This window comes from Pseudomonas sp. GW460-12-10-14-TSB1, from assembly GCF_017349775.1.
In the GTDB taxonomy this organism is placed as follows: domain Bacteria; phylum Pseudomonadota; class Gammaproteobacteria; order Pseudomonadales; family Pseudomonadaceae; genus Aquipseudomonas; species Aquipseudomonas piscium.
Genome location: NZ_JACNAC010000001.1, coordinates 110,000 through 127,267 on the forward strand (window position 1 = coordinate 110,000; position 17,268 = coordinate 127,267).

At 62.9% G+C, this 17,268-nt stretch carries 16 protein-coding genes; 10 read left to right on the forward strand and 6 right to left on the reverse strand.

The genetic code is table 11. The features are described 5' to 3' along the window. Positions 1 to 47 precede the first annotated feature (47 nt). Genes J4D52_RS00470 through J4D52_RS00480 form a run of 3 tightly spaced genes read left to right on the forward strand, consistent with a single transcriptional unit; the run spans position 48 to position 2,972 of the window. Positions 48 to 1,004, forward strand: coding sequence for a glycosyltransferase (locus J4D52_RS00470; RefSeq protein WP_063427969.1), 957 nt, complete (start codon positions 48 to 50; stop codon positions 1,002 to 1,004). Positions 1,005 to 1,058: 54 nt separating this feature from the next. Next, complete coding sequence (locus J4D52_RS00475; RefSeq protein ID WP_063427972.1) at positions 1,059 to 1,820, forward strand: hypothetical protein; 762 nt, start codon at positions 1,059 to 1,061, stop codon at positions 1,818 to 1,820. A gap of 48 nt (positions 1,821 to 1,868) precedes the next feature. Beyond that, positions 1,869 to 2,972: a glycosyltransferase gene (locus J4D52_RS00480; protein ID WP_102675933.1), complete on the forward strand. Its 1,104-nt coding sequence runs from the start codon at positions 1,869 to 1,871 to the stop codon at positions 2,970 to 2,972. Here the strand turns inward: J4D52_RS00480 and J4D52_RS00485 are convergent. After that, positions 2,958 to 3,563 (reverse strand): toluene tolerance protein, encoded by a 606-nt coding sequence (locus J4D52_RS00485; protein ID WP_102675934.1) that lies wholly within the window; start codon positions 3,561 to 3,563, stop codon positions 2,958 to 2,960. The genes J4D52_RS00480 and J4D52_RS00485 overlap by 15 nt on opposite strands. 107 nt (positions 3,564 to 3,670) lie before the next feature. Here J4D52_RS00485 and J4D52_RS00490 point away from each other — a divergent pair, with 107 nt between their 5' ends. The 5 genes from J4D52_RS00490 to hldE all read left to right on the forward strand — a co-directional run bounded on the left by J4D52_RS00490 (position 3,671) and on the right by hldE (position 9,689). Beyond that, positions 3,671 to 4,849, forward strand: a complete 1,179-nt coding sequence (locus J4D52_RS00490) for an O-antigen ligase (protein WP_102675935.1) — start codon at positions 3,671 to 3,673, stop codon at positions 4,847 to 4,849. Between the two features lie 8 nt (positions 4,850 to 4,857). Continuing rightward, on the forward strand, positions 4,858 to 6,666 hold the full coding sequence (gene msbA / locus J4D52_RS00495) for a lipid A export permease/ATP-binding protein MsbA (protein ID WP_025808113.1): 1,809 nt from the start codon (positions 4,858 to 4,860) through the stop codon (positions 6,664 to 6,666). Positions 6,667 to 6,853: 187 nt separating this feature from the next. Next, the gene (locus J4D52_RS00500) at positions 6,854 to 7,558 is read left to right on the forward strand and encodes a sulfotransferase family 2 domain-containing protein (RefSeq protein ID WP_025808112.1); all 705 of its coding nucleotides are present in this window, start codon (positions 6,854 to 6,856) and stop codon (positions 7,556 to 7,558) included. After that, positions 7,551 to 8,162 (forward strand): adenylyl-sulfate kinase, encoded by a 612-nt coding sequence (gene cysC / locus J4D52_RS00505; RefSeq protein WP_025808110.1) that lies wholly within the window; start codon positions 7,551 to 7,553, stop codon positions 8,160 to 8,162. The genes J4D52_RS00500 and cysC overlap by 8 nt, the downstream gene beginning before the upstream one ends. A gap of 102 nt (positions 8,163 to 8,264) precedes the next feature. Next, on the forward strand, positions 8,265 to 9,689 hold the full coding sequence (gene hldE, locus J4D52_RS00510; RefSeq protein WP_063427974.1) for a bifunctional D-glycero-beta-D-manno-heptose-7-phosphate kinase/D-glycero-beta-D-manno-heptose 1-phosphate adenylyltransferase HldE: 1,425 nt from the start codon (positions 8,265 to 8,267) through the stop codon (positions 9,687 to 9,689). Between the two features lie 54 nt (positions 9,690 to 9,743). On the opposite strand, the gene J4D52_RS00515 is transcribed toward hldE, so the two are convergent. The 4 genes from J4D52_RS00515 to J4D52_RS00530 form a co-directional block, all read right to left on the reverse strand. Beyond that, positions 9,744 to 10,715 (reverse strand): hypothetical protein, encoded by a 972-nt coding sequence (locus J4D52_RS00515; protein ID WP_025808108.1) that lies wholly within the window; start codon positions 10,713 to 10,715, stop codon positions 9,744 to 9,746. 41 nt (positions 10,716 to 10,756) lie between these two features. Beyond that, entirely contained in the window at positions 10,757 to 11,569 is an 813-nt protein-coding gene (locus J4D52_RS00520; protein WP_063427976.1) for an aldo/keto reductase, read from the reverse strand. Continuing rightward, entirely contained in the window at positions 11,566 to 12,741 is a 1,176-nt protein-coding gene (locus J4D52_RS00525) for an FAD-binding oxidoreductase (protein WP_063427978.1), read from the reverse strand. The genes J4D52_RS00520 and J4D52_RS00525 overlap by 4 nt, the downstream gene beginning before the upstream one ends. Positions 12,742 to 12,912: 171 nt before the next feature. After that, on the reverse strand, positions 12,913 to 13,245 hold the full coding sequence (locus J4D52_RS00530) for a multidrug efflux SMR transporter (RefSeq protein WP_007921448.1): 333 nt from the start codon (positions 13,243 to 13,245) through the stop codon (positions 12,913 to 12,915). A 109-nt stretch (positions 13,246 to 13,354) separates the two neighbouring features. Between J4D52_RS00530 and J4D52_RS00535 the strand changes: the two genes are divergently transcribed. Both J4D52_RS00535 and waaA read left to right on the forward strand, forming a co-directional pair. Beyond that, a complete protein-coding gene (locus J4D52_RS00535) occupies positions 13,355 to 14,239 on the forward strand; it encodes a LysR family transcriptional regulator (protein ID WP_162096366.1) in 885 nt (294 codons plus the stop codon). 23 nt (positions 14,240 to 14,262) lie between these two features. Further along, entirely contained in the window at positions 14,263 to 15,534 is a 1,272-nt protein-coding gene (gene waaA, locus J4D52_RS00540) for a lipid IV(A) 3-deoxy-D-manno-octulosonic acid transferase (RefSeq protein ID WP_102675936.1), read from the forward strand. A 124-nt stretch (positions 15,535 to 15,658) separates the two neighbouring features. On the opposite strand, the gene J4D52_RS00545 is transcribed toward waaA, so the two are convergent. After that, entirely contained in the window at positions 15,659 to 17,098 is a 1,440-nt protein-coding gene (locus tag J4D52_RS00545; protein ID WP_063427982.1) for a TolC family outer membrane protein, read from the reverse strand. Between the last annotated feature and the right edge of the window lie 170 nt (positions 17,099 to 17,268).

The following is a 17,268-nucleotide window of genomic DNA, read 5'->3' on the forward strand; positions in this document are numbered from 1 at the left end:
GGTAGTTTCGCTCTTTTGTCCGGTTGCTCACGGCTGCAAGGAAGATGATGAAGGTTCTATTTCTGGTGCAGAAAGAACAGCGGGCCATTCTGGACCGCCTGTACGAAGGCGTTGCCGCTCATTGCGAATGCGACCTGCGGTGGTTGAGCAGCGACGAGCAGCGCAACCTGCGTGGCTATTTCCGCCGTGAGGTGGATGTATCGCGCTACGACCGCATCGTGTTCTTCCTGCGTTTCAAGCAGGAAATCCGCCAGGCGAGCTTTATCCGCAGCATTCCCAACCTGGTGATCCTCGAGCACGACGCCTACCAGAACTACATCCCTTGCAAGTACACCGGCAAGTTCAGTGCCCATTACCGGCGCCTGCCGTGGGCGCGGGTGATCAGCTCAGGGTTCATGGTCAGCGAGCGCTTGCGTCAGGAGGGTTTCGACGCGGTATTCGTGCCCAAGGGCTACGACCAGACCCTGCTGCAGGATCAGGGCCGCGAGCGGGACATCGAGCTGGCATTCGTCGGCAGCACCAACAGCGTGGCCTACAGTGGGCGCAAGGCGCTGCTCGACGAACTCGGCCAGGTCGAACCCTTGGTGGTGACGCGGACCAAGTCGGGCGAAGAGTATTGTGACACGCTCAACCGCATCCGCTTTTTCGTCAGTGCCGATGTCGGTATGGGCGAATACATGATCAAGAACTTCGAGGCCATGGCCTGTGGCTGTGTATTGCTGGCATTCGACCAGGGCGAGGTGGAAAACCGCGCGCTGGGCTTGCAGGACCTGCACAACGTGGTCTTTTATCAGAACATCCCGCAATTGCAGGAAAAACTCGCCATGTTGCGCGCCGATCCGGCCCTGGCGCAGAGCATTGCGCAAAATGGGCGCGACCTAGCGGTCTCCCAATTCAGCTTCGCCCGTATCGGTCAGCGTATCGTCGAGGAACTTCAGCCCGCATTGCGGCCTCGTGCACCCTTGAGCTTTATCGAGCGCGTACGTTCGAAACTGGGTGTTTGACAGCGATCACTGAGCCCTTAATAGTGATCGCACTTTGTCGTAGGTGAGAATCAAGTGCAGTTTAGTCAAGAGAGTGACATCACGCTGGTGGTCACCAGTTGCGGTCGTCTGGACCTGCTCAAGCTCACGCTGGAGAGTTTCGACCGCTTCAACAGCGCGCCGATCCGCGAAGTCTTCATCACCGAAGATGCGGGCGACGAGCGGGTGCGCACGGCTGTGCCCGCCCATTGGAAGGATCACTGTACCTTCTTCGTCAACCGACCGAAGCTCGGACAGTTGGCGTCGATCGACCTGGCCTACGAGCAGGTCAAGACCCCCTATATCTTCCATTGCGAAGACGATTGGGAGTTCTACCGCCCGGGTTTTGTCGAGGATTCGAAAGCGATTCTCGAGCAGCGCCCGGACATCCTGCAGGTCTGGTTGCGCAGTTATGCCCATGACCTGCGAGTCCATAGTCCTTACATCCACTTGGGTGCCCGCGAGTTGATCGGTGGTGTGCCTTGCTATCCGCTGAACTCCGACAAACCCGAGTGGCAGAGCTTTTCCCTGAACCCGGGGCTGCGCCGGATGGCGGAATATCGACTGTGCGCGCCTTTTGCCGGGCACGGCGGCGAGAAGGCGCTGTCCAAGCGCTATGCTGAGTTGAACCTGACAGCTGTCAGCCTGGAAGGTGACGCGGTGTTGCATACCGGCTTCGGTCTGCATGTGGAGACTGCCGCCGAGCGGCAGCGTAAGGCTCGGCGCAGTCGTCGTGAGCAAATCAAGCTTGTTTTAGTCCTGTTGGTTGGAGTCGGTATTGGCTGGTTTATCAATTAGTTCTACCGGTTTCACTTTCCCGAATACCGCGAAAGGGCTATCTGCCCAATGAGCATTCTCAACGTCATGTGGGCAGGCGGCAGTGCGTTTGCCTCCGTTCACAAGGTTCACCAGCAGATCCTCTCTCAGTCCGAGCCAGGCACTGTGGTCAAGACCTGGCTGCTGCAAGGCCCGTCCACCGGATGTGTTGCCGAGGTGGGTGAGTGCCGGGAGTGGAACCTGTCGTCGGCGCGCCTGAAGGGCAAGCATTTCTGGCGCTTGCTCAAACCCTGGCTGCGGGCCCGCTTTCGCAAGGCTTTGCAGGAGACTGATGCCCAGGTGCTGCTGCTCGATGGCCTGGGGGTAGCGCGTACCTTGCTACCGGTCCTCAAGTCATTGCCGCACATGCGTGCGGTGGTGGTGATCCATGGCTCCACGCGCTTGCACCGCAAGGATCAGCAGCTGTTCCGGCAGTTCCCCGCCTCGCAACTGACACTCGCGGCCGTTTCGCAGACCCTGGCTTCATCCCTCGAATACGATTTGCAGATGCCGGTGACGGCCTTGCGCAGCGCATTCGATCCGCACGAGTTCAACGCAAGGCTGCTACCGCGTGCCGAGGCACGAGCTACCCTCGGCTTGCCTGCAGATGATGCTCCGGTATTCGGCGCGGTCGGGCGTCTGGTGGACGATAAAGGTTTTGCTTGCCTGCTGGAGGCTTTCGCCAAGGCCTTGGCGAGCCGGCCGGAGATGCGTCTGGTGATTATCGGCGAGGGCTCGAATCGCACAGCGCTCGAGGCCCGCATCAACCAGCTGGGCCTGCAGGACAAGGTTTCGTTGCCTGGACATCTGAAGCATGCGGCGATGCTTTACAAGGCATTCGACTGGGTAGCCATCCCGTCGCTGGACGAGGGCCTGGGGCTGATCCTGCAGGAAGCAGTGATGTCCGGTGTGCCGGTGCTGACCAGCGATTTGCCCGTGTTCCGTGAGCAATTGGCTGAAACCGGGCGTTATGCGCCGGTGAATGACATCGACGCCTGGCAGGAGGCCATCCTTCAGGCCCTCGGCCTGCCCGCCCAGAGCATTGCGGCGGATCAGTACGCTGTGCTGGCTCCCGACCTGGCCTGGCAGCGCTTCAGCCAGGCCGCCACCAGCTTGCTGTCATGCCGAAAGTAGGGCCTGCTCCAGCGCTTGTATCGGAAAGCTCCCATTCAGCTTCTCCCGGGCAATATAACGGGCGAAGTGTTGCAGGTTGCGTTTGACCAGATGGCGCGGCAATGGCCCGCGGAAAAAACGCATGTCGGCCACATCGATCAGGCCGAAGCGGTTATCCGGGGTAATGACGATGTTGCCCAGGTGCAGCGAGCGAAAGTAGATCCCTGAGTTATGCAGGCTACGAATCAGTTCCACCAACGCCGGCAAGGCCTGCTGCCAGTCGAAGCCTTCCTTGCTGGCGACCTGGCGCAGGGTTTCGCCTGGCAGCGGTTGGTAGAGCACCGCGGTCATGCCGGGTTGTTCCAGGCGGTAGAAGTCCAGAACCTGCAGCGTGGGAACGCCGAGTTGTTCCAGGCGTGCGGCGTTGTCGATGAAGCGCCTCGAATAGGGCCGAAACAGGGCGGATGAGAAAAGACGCTTGCGCCGGAACAGTTTCAGAATATTCCCATCCTGCAACAGGTAGACTTTCGGGCCGTAACTGTCGGCCTCCAGAATTCTGGCGCCTTCAATCATCTGATTCAAAGTGGCTTGGGGAAGCCGGGAGCATTGCATCGTAGGAAGCCTTGTCGAAGTGGCGGGCACAGTGGCGGGCAATGATGCCGAAAAGTTGTTGTTTTAACCATGCCGGGTTGGCTGGTGAACCATTTAGGAGTGTATAGATGCAGGCCACACGTTGGGCGCAAGTATGGATGACAATCGGGTTGCTATGGTTTTTGCTGGCCATTGCACTAGCGCCCACCAACAAGCTCTACCAACAGGGGCTGGTGGCCTTCCTGTGGCTGCCGGCGATGATTCTGGCCTGGTCCGCGCGTGAGCGCCTGATTGAGTGGTGGCGTGCCCAGAGCTGGCTTGGCCTGGCATTGCTGGGGTTGGCGATATGGGGCCTGATCAGTCTGTTGTGGACCCAGGCGCCGGATCCGTCGCGCGAGGCCAAGCGCTTGCTGTACATCACAGTGTTCCTGTTGTTTTTCCCGGTTTTCGCCAATGCCCGGCCTGAGAGGGTGATCCGCGTCATGCAGTGGGGGGGGCTGGGGCTGGCGGTGACGGCACTGATGGCCATCATCCAGTTCTACTGGATCAACGGAAATGTCTGGTGGGCGCGCCTTGTAGGGTTGGGGGAGTTGGCTCATCCGATCCTGGGTGGTTATGTCATCGGCCTGGCCGCCATCTGGCTGCTGCACTGGGTGCCGCGTACTCGCGGCCTTCAAGCCGTATGGCTGGTGGCGCTGGCAGTGCTCGGTGGGTTTGTCGTGTTGTGTCAGAGTCGCGGTGCTGCCCTGGCCCTGTTCCTGACCGTGCTGGCGATGCCGATCTGGTGTCGCGACCGGGCCAGTCGAATTTTCGCGGCAGCGGCATTGCTGCTGGCGATGTTGGCGTTCTGGTTTCTCGAACCCTTGGTCCTGGCGCGTGGTGTTTCCTTTCGCCCGCAGATCCTGATGGCCAGCCTGCAGATGATCGCCGAGCACCCATGGACAGGTCTTGGTCTGGGCTCGAGCTATAACGTATCGGCTGAAGGGTTTTCGTTCGATCATGCCCACAACCTGTTCACCCACATTGCCATTGAACTGGGAATCCCTGGGCTGTTGCTCTGGATCGTGGCCTGGTTTGCCGTCCTGCGCGAAGCCTGGCGCGCCCGTGAATCGCTTTATGGTCGGGGCGTCATCGGGATCTGGCTGTTCTCCTTCCTGGCCATGCAGTTCGATGCCGCCAGCCTGACCGGAACCCCTCGCGCCGAATGGTTCATCAGCTGGCTGCCGATCGGTTTGGCTACTGTTTTGGTCTGGGCACGGGGCGGTCACACTGGCTGTGATAAAATCCGCGTTCCTCCTAAACAGTGAGCTCGACGATGAGTGACGCACCGCCCAAAGCGGAACAGGATTCCAGCCTGAAAATCTATTTCCGGCTGTTGGGGTATGTAAAACCCTACATAGGCATTTTCCTGCTGAGTATCGTGGGCTTCGTGATATTTGCTTCCACCCAGCCGATGCTGGCGGGCATTCTCAAATATTTCGTCGACGGTTTGAGCAATCCCGAAGCGGTGCTCTTCCCTAATGTTCCCTATCTGCGCGACTTGCAGCTATTGATGGCGGTGCCGCTGCTGATCATCCTGATCGCGGCCTGGCAGGGGCTCGGCTCCTTCCTCGGCAACTATTATCTGGCGAAGGTTTCCCTGGGACTGGTGCATGACCTGCGGGTCCAGCTGTTCAACAAGCTGCTGGTCCTGCCGAACCGTTATTTCGATACCCATAACTCCGGGCATCTGATTTCCCGCATCACCTTCAACGTCACCATGGTTACCGGTGCCGCCACCGACGCCATCAAGGTGGTGATTCGCGAAGGCCTGACAGTGGTGTTCCTGTTCGTCTACCTGCTGTGGATGAACTGGAAACTGACCCTGGTGATGCTGGCGATCCTGCCGTTGATTGCGGTCATGGTCGGCAGCACCAGCAAGAAATTCCGCAAGCAGAGCAAGAAGATCCAGGTGGCGATGGGCGATGTGACCCATGTGGCCTCCGAGACCATTCAAGGCTATCGCGTGGTGCGCAGCTTCGGTGGCGAAAGCTACGAGCAGCAGCGTTTCGTCGACGCCAGCCAGAGCAACACTGACAAGCAGTTGCGCATGACCAAGACCGGTGCGGTCTACACGCCGATGCTGCAGTTGGTTATCTACTCCGCCATGGCGGTGCTGATGTTCCTGGTGCTGTTCCTGCGTGGCGATGCCACCGCGGGTGACCTGGTGGCCTATATCACCGCGGCGGGCCTGCTGCCCAAGCCGATTCGCCAGCTCTCGGAAGTCAGTTCGACCATCCAGAAAGGCGTGGCGGGCGCGGAAAGCATCTTCGAGCAGCTGGATGTCGAGCCTGAAGTCGATCGGGGCCAGGTCGAGCGTGAGCGTATCGAGGGTCGCCTCGACGTGCGCAACCTGAGCTTCACCTATCCGGGCACCGACCGTGAAGTGCTGAAGGACATCAGCTTCTCCGCGGCTCCCGGCCAGATGATCGCGCTGGTCGGTCGCTCCGGCAGCGGCAAGTCGACCCTGGCCAGCCTGATTCCACGCTTCTATCACCACGAAACGGGGCAGATTCTCCTCGATGACGTGGAGATCGAGGATTACCGCCTGCGCAACCTGCGCCGGCATGTGGCCCAGGTGACCCAGCATGTAACCCTGTTCAACGACAGCGTGGCCGCCAACATCGCCTATGGCGACCTGGCCGGGGCGCCGCGGGAAGATATCGAGAAGGCGGCGGCGGATGCCTATGCCATGGACTTCATTTCGCAGCTGCCCGAAGGCCTGGACACCCAGGTCGGCGAGAACGGCGTGCTGCTCTCCGGCGGCCAGCGCCAGCGTCTGGCGATTGCCCGGGCCCTGTTGAAGAATGCGCCGTTGCTGATTCTCGACGAGGCCACCTCGGCCCTGGATACTGAATCCGAGCGGCATATCCAGGCGGCCCTGGACAAGGTGATGAAGGGGCGCACCACCCTGGTGATCGCGCACCGCCTGTCGACCATCGAGAAGGCCGACCTGATTCTGGTCATGGACCAGGGGCGGATCGTCGAGCGCGGCACCCATGTCGACCTGCTGGCACAGAACGGCTACTACTCGCGCCTGCATGCCATGGGCCTGGACGAGCCAGCTTCCGAAGGCATTGCCTGACTCCTGCACCAGGGTGGGCACTGCCCACCCTGGAACGGCCCCGGCGTGCAATGCGCCGGCGGTCTTTGTATCCCGCCCCTTACAGTCTTGACCAAGCCTAAATAATTCAGCGCCTCCTGCTTGTTATGGTTCCAGCCTCAATCGTCGACTGAATCGAGGGGGCCAACCCCGTCGCGCGGGTACTGGAATGCTGCAACGTTATCTGTGGAAGTTATTGCCCAAGTCGCAACGGGCGTTTTTGCTTGGGCGCCTGTCTGTGGTGGACCGGCAGGTGGTGAACAAGGCCATGTCCGCCAACGTCCGTTTTCCGGCGCCGTTCCGTCAGCACGGTTGTGTGTTCATCCATGTGCCCAAGTGCGCCGGGAGCAGCCTGTGTTCGGCATTGTTCGACGGCTGGACGCCGGGCCACCTGCCCCTGTACTGGTACGAGCAACAGTTTCCCCAGCAGTTCGCCAGCAGTTTCAAGTTCGCCGTGGTCCGCGATCCCCTGGAGCGGGCCTACTCGGCCTATGCCTTCCTGCGTGGCAACGAACTCAGTCGCCGCGACCAGGCCGCCCAGCGGCTGGTCAGCCACTATCGCGATTTCGACGATTTTGTCGGGCGCTGGCTGCATCCGGAAAATATCCACAAGCAACTGCACTTCGCCCCGCAGACCGACTTCCTGGTGGATTCCATGGGGCGCCTGAACATGGACTTCATCGGCTATCAGGAGCACCTGCAGCGGGACTATCAGTTACTCAGCGAGCATCTGGGCGTGAGCAGGTCCCTGCCGCACCTCAACGAATCGCGGCAGCGGCACCAGGCGCCTGCCCGGGACTTCTGCTCGGTACGCACCCGGCGGCTGGTGCGTCGAGCCTACCAGCGCGACTACGAGATGCTCGGCTATGAATGAGCCTTTGTCGCCGCATTGCCCGCGACCGGACATCCGCCCCTGCAGCCTGTCCCTGACCGCTGCCGAGCGGGCGGCGCTCAAGCGGCAGCGTCCATGTTGTATCTGGCTGACCGGTTTGTCCGGCGCCGGCAAATCGACCTTGGCCAATCTGCTGGAATTGCGCCTGAACGGGCAGGGCCTGCATACCTTCATCCTCGATGGCGACAACGTGCGCAGCGGCCTGTGTCGTGACCTGGGCATGGGCGCCGAGGCGCGCAAGGAAAACATCCGGCGCCTGGCCGAGGTGGCGAGGTTGATGGTGGAGGCGGGGTTGATCGTGATCGTTTCGGCGATTTCACCGTTTCGCGCGGAGCGCACCGCCGCCCGGGCCTTGTTCGCGGCGGACGAGTTTCTCGAGGTGTACGTGAGTACATCCTTCGCTGCCTGTGCCCGACGCGACCCCAAGGGTCTGTATCGGGCGGCGAGCGAGGGGCGTATCCAGAACTTCACCGGGCTCGACAGCCCCTACGAAGCGCCGCTTTATCCCGACTGCGAGATCGATACCGAAACAGTCGGGCTGGCCTGTGCGACAGACCGGCTCATGGCGCTTTTGCTCAATAAATGAACAGTTTGGGGCGATCGCGAATACTCGTGCAGCGGTAGAACTAGGCAGCGTTCACCCTGTGTTAATATCGCGCCCCTGTTCATTTTGTATGTGGGTTGCTCCATGAAGTTGTCCATGCCGCGATTCGATCAAGCCCCTGTCTTGGTGGTCGGCGATGTCATGCTCGACCGTTACTGGCATGGTGGTACCTCACGGATTTCCCCTGAGGCGCCGGTACCGGTAGTCAAGGTCGAGCAAATCGAGGACCGCCCGGGCGGTGCCGCGAACGTTGCCTTGAACATTGCCGCGCTCGGCGCACCGGCCTCGCTGGTTGGCGTCACCGGCGACGACGAGGCTGCCGACAGTCTCTCCAACAGTCTCGAGGGGGCGGGCGTACGCGCCTTGTTCCAGCGCATTGCCCATCAGCCGACCATCGTCAAGCTGCGGGTCATGAGCCGGCACCAGCAACTGCTGCGTATCGATTTCGAAGAACCCTTCGCCACCGATGCCCTGGCGTTGGGCGCTGAAGTCGACCAGTTGCTGGATGGCATCAAGGTGCTGGTGTTGTCCGACTACGGCAAGGGTGCCCTGAAGAACCATCAGGCACTGATCCAGGCCGCGCGTGCCCGTGGCATACCGGTGCTGGCGGACCCGAAAGGCAAGGACTTTTCGATTTATCGCGGCGCCAGCCTGATCACCCCGAACCTCAGCGAGTTCGAAACCATAGTCGGCGGTTGCGTCGACGAGCACGACCTGGTCAGCAAAGGCGCGAAGCTGATGCACGACCTGGAGCTGGGCGCCTTGCTGGTGACCCGTGGCGAACACGGCATGACCCTGTTGCGTCCCGATCACCCGGCGCTGCATTTGCCGGCTCGCGCTCGTGAAGTGTTCGACGTCACCGGTGCCGGCGATACGGTGATTTCCACCCTGGCGGCGGCGATCGCGGCGGGCGAAGAGCTGCCGCACGCGGTAGCCCTGGCCAACCTGGCCGCCGGCATCGTGGTCGGCAAGCTGGGTACTGCGGCCATCAGCGCGCCGGAGCTGCGTCGTGCTATCCAGCGTGAAGAGGGTTCCGAGCGCGGTGTGCTGAGCCTCGACCAGCTGCTGCTGGCGATCGACGATGCGCGTGCACACAAAGAGAAGATCGTCTTCACCAACGGCTGCTTCGACATCCTCCACGCCGGCCATGTGACCTACCTCGAGCAGGCGCGGGCCCAAGGCGATCGCCTGATCGTGGCGATCAACGACGATGCCTCGGTCAGCCGCCTGAAGGGGCCTGGACGTCCGATCAACAGCGTCGACCGGCGCATGGCAGTACTGGCCGGCCTGGGCGCGGTGGACTGGGTCATCAGCTTCCCCGAGGGCACGCCGGAAAACCTGCTGGCCCAGGTCAAGCCAGACGTGCTGGTCAAAGGTGGGGATTATTCGGTGGACCAGGTGGTCGGTGCCGATATCGTCAAGGCTTATGGCGGCGTGGTGAAAGTGCTGGGCCTGGTGGAGAACAGTTCCACCACGGCCATAGTCGAGAAGATTCGCAAGACCGAATGATGTTGCTCGCCAATCTGCCCGCTCCTGCGAAACCCGGAGTGGGCGGGTTGGCGATCAACGTTGCCGGCTAGCCTTGGCCGGGACGATCTTGCGCAATATCTGCCGCGCCTTGCCGGTAAGACGCTGGAGTTTGGAGTCCTTCTCCGGCGCGCTCAATCCCTGCTGCTTCAGCCAGTCCTTCCAGCGAATCCGCTCGTCACGCACCAGCCAGCCTTGCTGCTGGGCGAAGCTTTCGGCCAGATACAGGCCGCGGGTACTCGCCGGGTGCAACTGATCCTTCTTCAACGTATAGAGCTCGGCGCACGGCTGCCCGTCCTTGAGCGGCATCAGGTACAGGTCCGGGCGCTTGCGATCCAGGCGCGCCACCAGTTGGTCGCCTTCCAGACGTTCATCGACATGGAACAGGCTCAGCGACTTGGCTTCTTTCGGCACGTCCAGACGCAGGTCATAGATCAGCTGCAGAGACGCGGTGGGCAGGTGCACATAAGCCCGCGGCCGTTCCAGCAGATGCAGGTTGGCGCAGCGCACCGGGCGTGCCGCGCCCGACAGCGGCGTCAGGCGAAAGGGCAGGGCTTCGCGATAATGCAGGGCCGCCGAGTAGGGCGCCGGCAGCCAGGTGTCGTTGAAGCGCCCGCCAAGCCAGCCTTCCGGGGTTTCCAGCAGGCATTCCTCGGCGATTTCCTGGATGGCGGTATGCAGCGGCAGGTTCAGTTCGTGGGCCGGGACGTAACCGGAAATCAGCTTGAGCACTACATCGCCGCGGTCCTGCCGGCGCTGGCGGACCAGCACCCAATAGTCGCGGTTCTGCCAATGCAGGGTCAGGCGTACCGAGACGCCGAGGTTGGCCAGTTCCAGGGCGAAGCGTTCGGCGTCGGCCACGGTGACCGGGCGCCGCCGCTGCAGGGTCTGCGCAAAGTTCAGCGGCATGCCGACGCTCTGATAGCTGAGGCCTTCAGGCGTCGCTTCGACGAACAGGGGCAGCGTCTTGAAGTTGCTGGGGTTCTTTCTTATGAGCGTACGCGGCATGTCGGCTCCTTCTTGCGTCGGGGTCGGCCGCGTGGGCGGCATCAGTTTTTGCGCAACACCTGCGCGACAGTGGCGACATTATGGGCCAGGTGCAACGGATTGATGGTCCCGACAATAGCACTGGCGACGCCCGGCTGGTCGAACAGCAGTTCGAAGCTGGCGCGCACCGGGTCGACCCCCGGGCTCAGGCATACATGGCCACTGGCCAGGGCTTTTTTCACCAGAATACCCTTGCCATGGGCCGCGGCGTAATCGATGACGGCTCTTTCGTTCTGTTCGTTCAGATTGTAGGTGACCATGGCGCAGTCGCCTTGTTCCAGGGCCTTGAGGCCCCCTTCGACGGTTTTCCCCGACAAACCGAAGCCGCGGATCTTGCCCTCCTGCTTGAGCTCGGCCAGCGTCTGGTACACCTCGCACTGCTCGAGGATGTGCAGATCGTTGCCGTCGGAATGCACCAGCACCAGGTCGATGAAGTCGGTTTCCAGGCGCTGCAGGCTGCGCTCCACCGACAAGCGGGTATGGGCGGCGCTGAAATCATGGCGTGACAGGCCGTTCTCGAACTCTTCGCCGACCTTGCTGACAATCACCCAGTCCTGGCGCTGCCCACGCAGCAACGGACCCAGGCGCTCCTCGCTGCGACCATAGGCCGGCGCGGTGTCGATCAGGTTGATGCCCAGGTCGCGGGTCAGCTTGAGCAACATGCGGGCTTCGGTGTCATCCGGAATCTGGAAGCCGTTGGGGTACTTCACCCCTTGGTCGCGCCCGAGCTTCACGGTGCCCAGGCCCAGTGGGGAGACCAGCAGTCCGGTGCTGCCGAAGGGGCGATGCAGGTCGTGCAGGGTCGCTTGGCTCATGGCAGCAGTTGCTCCCACGCCGGTTGGGCAATGGCGGGTTTCGGCAATACCGGCAGCGGGGCAGCCGGGCCTGGCTTGATACCGTCGCGCTCGAGGGCGGCGAACACCCGGTCGGCGAAGTCCGGGGCCAGGGCCAGCTTGGTCGGCCAGCCGACCAGCAGACGGTTCTGCTCGGCGAGGAAGGCGTTGTCCGGACGGGTCAGGCCCGATTGCGCGGGCTCGGCTCGGTCCACCCGCAGGGTGGCCCATTGCGCCTGGCTGAGGTCGACCCATGGCAACAGGTTGCCAAGTTCTTTCTGGGCGGCGGCAATCTGCGCCGCCGGCTCGCGAGCCACGCCCTCGGCTTCGGCGATGTCGCCGCCGAGGTACCAGACCCATTGGCCGTCGGCCGCCGGGTGGGTGGTCACGGTGATGCGCGGCTTCGGCCCGCCACCCAGGCAGTGGGCGTACAGCGGTTTCAGGCTCGGGCCCTTGACGAGCACCATGTGCAGCGGCCGGCGTTGCATGGCCGGCTGGCTCAGGCCGAGGCTGCTCAGCAGCTCGGCATTGCCGGCACCGGCGCTGAACACGATGCGTTGCGCGCGGATTTCCCGATCGTCGACCCGCAGGCCCAGCAATTGCCCGTTTTCCAGCACGGGCTCGATCTTCTGCCCGGCCAGCAGGCTATCGCCACCCAGTTCGGCCAGGCGCCCGATCAGGCTCGGTACGTCCACTACCAACTCGGCCAGACGATAGACTTTGCCCTTGAAGCGGCGGTCTTGCAGGGCTGGCGGCAACTGGTCGCCCTTGACCTGATCGACGCGGCCGCGCACGGCCTTGCTGGCGAAAAAGCTGGTGAGGTTGCCGGCCAGGGTGCCGGGGGACCACAGATAATGGGCCTCGGACAGCAGGCGCACGCCGGACAGGTCCAGTTCGCCGTTGCCGGCCAGGGCCTCCCGCCAGCGGCGCGGCATGTCGGCGATGGCTTCCGAGGCACCGGTCAGGGCGCCGTGCAGAGCGTACTTGGCACCGCCGTGAATGATTCCCTGAGACTTGACGCTTTGTCCGCCGCCGAGGCTGGCGCTCTCCACCAGCACGGTGGAAAAGCCCTGGCGACGCAGGCGGGCGTTCAGCCAGAGGCCGGCGACTCCGGCGCCGACAATCAGCACGTCGGTGGAAATAACGGATGGCATGCAGCGACCTCAGTGTTCAAGACTAGGGGCGCAGTATACAGGCTCGAGCCGCACAGGCTTGTCGCCGATCAAGGCTTGCTGCTGCCGCAGACTGTGAGCCTTGCAAAAAGGCCACTGCGTTTCGGTTGAAGCGCAGTGGCCTTTTTTACATCGTGGCGGTCGGTCTGTGGGTCAGTGCCCGGCAGTCTTCGAAAACAGCTGGATCACCACCACGCCCAGGACGATCAGGGCCATGCCGAGCATCGCCGGGATATCCAGCTTCTGCCCGTAGAGGAACAGCGCAGCCACGCTGACCATGACAATGCCCATGCCGGCCCAGACCGCGTAAGCCACGCCCACCGGCACGGTGCGCACCACCAGGGTCAGCATCCAGAAGGCCACGCCGTAACCGACGATGATCAGCAGCAGGGGCAGTGGAGTGCTCAGGCCTTTGACCGCTTTCATCGAAACAGTGGCGATCACTTCGGCGCAGATGGCGATGGCCAGGTAGGTGTAAGCGTTCATGGGAGAGTCCTCGTGTTTGGGCTTGCTTGATGAGGTCGGCATTCTAGAGATTGTGCAGATGGGGTAAAGTCATTACCTATCTGTTTTGAAGATGGGTTGGCTCATGAATGTGCAGTGGAATCTGGAGCAGATGCGGCTGTTCGTCAGCGTCGCCGAGCAACGCTCGTTTTCGGCGGTGGCCCGTGACCAGCACAAGGCGCAGTCGGCGGTCAGCAGCGCGATTGCGCTGCTCGAGGCCGATCTCGGCGTGCTGTTGTTCGAGCGCAGCAGCGGTCGCCAGCCCAAACTCACCGAGGCCGGTCGCGCCTTGCTCGCGGAGGCGCGGGAAGTGCTGCGCCAGTGCGAGCGCTTGAACGGTCGGGCGCTGGCGTTGATGCGGGGTGAAGAAGCGCGCTTGCGGCTGGCGCTGGACGAGGCCATGCCTTTCCAGCCGGTGCTCGATAGCCTTGAGGCCTTGTCCGAGCGCTTCCCCAGTCTGGAGGTCCAGTTGGCCAGCAGCGCCCAGGGTGACGTGGCGCGCAAGCTGCTGGAGCGGCGGGCCGACCTCGGTTTGCTGTTTCACCATGAACAGATGTCCGAGGCCCTTGAGCGACGGGCCCTGGGCAGCGTCGAGATGGTCACGGTGTGCGCGGTCGGGCATCCGCTGGCCGGGGAGAAGCAGGTGGACCGTCAGCAACTGGGGCGTCATCGGCAGTTGCTGATTTCCCCGCAGTTGAGCACCTACCCCAGTGGTGAGCAGCTCAGCCCGCAAGTCTGGCGCGCCGACAGCTTCTACGCGATGGCCGAGCTGCTGATGCGCGGCCTGGGCTGGGCCTGGTTGCCGCGGCATGTGGTGCAGTACCCGGCCTATCAGAACCAGATGGTCGAGTTGGCCAGCGAGTGGACCCCGCCTGCGCTGGTGGTGGAACTGGTCTGGCGCCGCGATGAGCCCCTGGGGCCGGCGGCGCATTGGCTGGCGGAGCGTTTTGCCGTGCACTTGCGGGCGATTGGCTGAAAAAGCCGATAAACTCCGCCGCCATGAATAGAACTCTCTACACCGCGCTGTTTTACCTGGGGCTGCCATTGGTGGCGATTCGTCTGTGGCTGCGGGCGCGCAAGGCGCCGGCCTATGCCAGGCGGGTTGGCGAACGTTTTTCCTGGGGCCTGCCGGCGATGCAGCCAGGCGGTATCTGGGTGCACGCGGTGTCGGTGGGCGAGAGCATCGCTGCCGCGCCGATGATCCGTGCCTTGCTGGCGCGTTATCCACAGCTGCCGATCACGGTCACCTGCATGACCCCCACCGGCTCGGAACGTATCCAGGCGTTGTTCGCCAACGAGCCACGCATCCAGCACTGCTACCTGCCCTACGACCTGCCTTGCGCCGCCGCGCGTTTCCTCGATCGGGTCCGGCCGAAGCTGGCGGTGATCATGGAAACCGAGTTGTGGCCCAATCACATTCACCAGTGCGCCAAGCGCGGCATTCCCGTGGCGCTGGCCAACGGGCGGTTGTCGGAGCGCTCGGCCCGAGGTTATGGCCGGTTCAACAAACTGACCGCGCCCATGCTCGCGGAAATGAGCCTGTTCGCGGTGCAGACCGAAGCCGAGGCCGAGCGTTTTCGCCAGCTGGGTGCGCGGCCGGAAACGGTCGAGGTGACGGGCTCGATCAAGTTCGACCTGAGCATCGACTCGCAACTGCTGGTGCGCGCCAGCGAGCTGCGCGAGCAATGGCAAGCCGGCGAGCGCCCGGTGTGGATCGCCGCCAGTACCCATGAGGGCGAAGACGCCGTGGTGCTGGACGCCCATCGCCAACTGCTGGCCAGCCACCCGGATGCCTTGCTGATCCTGGTGCCGCGTCATCCGGAGCGGTTCAATCCGGTGTTCGAGCTGTGCCGGCAGCAAGGTTTCGCGACTATTCGCCGCTCCAGCGCCGAGCCGGTCACCGCCAGCACCTCGGTGCTGCTGGGCGACACCATGGGCGAGCTGCTGTTTCTTTATGCCCTGGCGGACAGCGCCTTTGTCGGCGGCAGCCTGGTACCTAACGGCGGTCACAACCTGCTGGAGCCGGCGGCCCTGGCCAAGCCGGTGCTGAGCGGGCCGCACCTGTTCAACTTCCTGGAGATCGCGACGATGCTGCGCGAGGCGGGTGCCCTGCAGGAAGTGGACGATGCCCATGGCCTGGCGGTGGCGGTGCAGCGCCTGTTCGAGTTGCCCCGGGATGCGCAGAAGATGGCCGATGCCGGGCTGCGGGTGATGCGCAGCAATCAGGGCGCCCTGCAGCGCCTGCTCGACGGGTTGGGCCGTTTGCTGTAGCCGCTGCCGCAGGCTGCGATCCTGTCCGAAGGACAGGCAAAAAGGCCACCGCGATTCAGTTGAATGGCGGTGGCCTTTTTTACGACCGTTCCGGTCGATCGCAGCCTGCGGCAGCGGCTACAGGTTACTGGCCCGGCCGGGCCTTGAGCTGTTCCGCCGCGGCCTTGGCCAGGTCCGGCGGCAGGAAGTCGCGGTCCGGGTTGTAGTCGGCTTTCAGGTAGCGCGACAGGTCCTGCAGGTCGCCCGGGTTGAGGGTGCCGGCGGCTTGCTTGAGGCGCAGGTTGTCGAGGATGTAGTCGTAGCGGCTGTTATTGTAGTTGCGCACCGAGGTGTACAGCTGGCGCTGGGCGTCGAGCACGTCGACGATATTGCGCGTACCGACCTGATAACCGATTTCCGTGGCTTCCACGGCGCTCTGGTTGGAGATGATCGACTGGCGCCGGGCCTGGACCTGCTCGACATCGGTGTTCACCGCGCGGTGCAGGTTGCGGGTGTTCTCCACCACCTGGCGGCGCAAGGCCTCACGGCGTTGCTCGCTCTGGTTCAGGCGCGAGTAGGACTCGCGGACCTGGGAGCTGGTCAGGCCGCCGCTGTAGATCGGAATGCTCAGTTGCAGGCCGATGGTGCGTTGTTCTACGTCACTGCCGTAACGCTGGCCCAGTGGGGCCGGGTTGCTGAAGCCGAGGGCGTCGTTGTCGCCTTTCTTGTATTGCGCCACCGCGTCGAGAGTCGGGGCGTGGCCGGCCTTGCGCTGCTTTAGGGTTTCCTCGGCGGCGCTGACCGCGTAGTTGCTGGCCAGCAGGTTGAGGTTCTGCTTGGCCGCGGTATCGACCCAGGCCTTGGCGTCATTCGGGGTCGGTGCTAGCACCGGCAGGCTGTGAACGATGCCCTGGATCGAGTTGTACTGGCGGTTGGTCAGGGTGATCAGGGCTTCGAACGCGTCATCCACCTGGCGCTGGGCGAGGATCCGGTTGGCCCGCGCGGTGTCGTAGCTGGCCTGGGATTGCAGGACGTCGGTCTTGTCCGACAGGCCCACATCGAAGCGCTCGTTGGACTGGTCCAGTTGACGCTTGAAGGCGGCTTCTTCGGCCTTGGTCGAGGCCAGGTTGTCCTGGGCGCGCAACACCGAGAAGTAGCTTTCGGCGCTTTGCAGGATCAGGTTCTGTTCGGTGGCCGAGAGCTCCAGCGCGGCTTGCTCGTTGACGTCCTTGGCCGCTTGCAGCTGGAACCAGCGGTCGGCGCGGAAAATCGGCTGGGCCAGGGTCGCCTGATACACGGTGCCGCTGCGGGTGGCGGTCATCGAGGGTTCGTCGAACTTGGTCCGGGTGTTGTTCAGGTCGGCACCGGCCGAGAGGTTGGGCAGCAAACCGGCGCGAGCCTGCGGCACCACTTCTTTGCGTGCGTCGTAATCGGCGCGGGCGGCGGCGAGGTCGGCGTTGTTGTCCACGGCTTCCTGGTAGACGCTGACCAGGTCGGTTTTAGTGGTCAAGGGCGCTTCTGCTGCCCAGGCCATTCCATTGGACGCACAAGACACGGCGATGGCCAGTGAGAGTTTGCGCAGCATTCGGCGATCCCTAGAGTTGATATTACGAGGATAATTCTGGCGCCAAGGCTAAGTCTCGGCCTGTGCAGCGTCAAGGTTCGACGCAACCCACCGAGTGTAGATGCGCCTGCGCAGGGCAACAATCCTGCATTTACGCCATTCATCACGCTGTTTGCCGTGGTGTTGGCGTT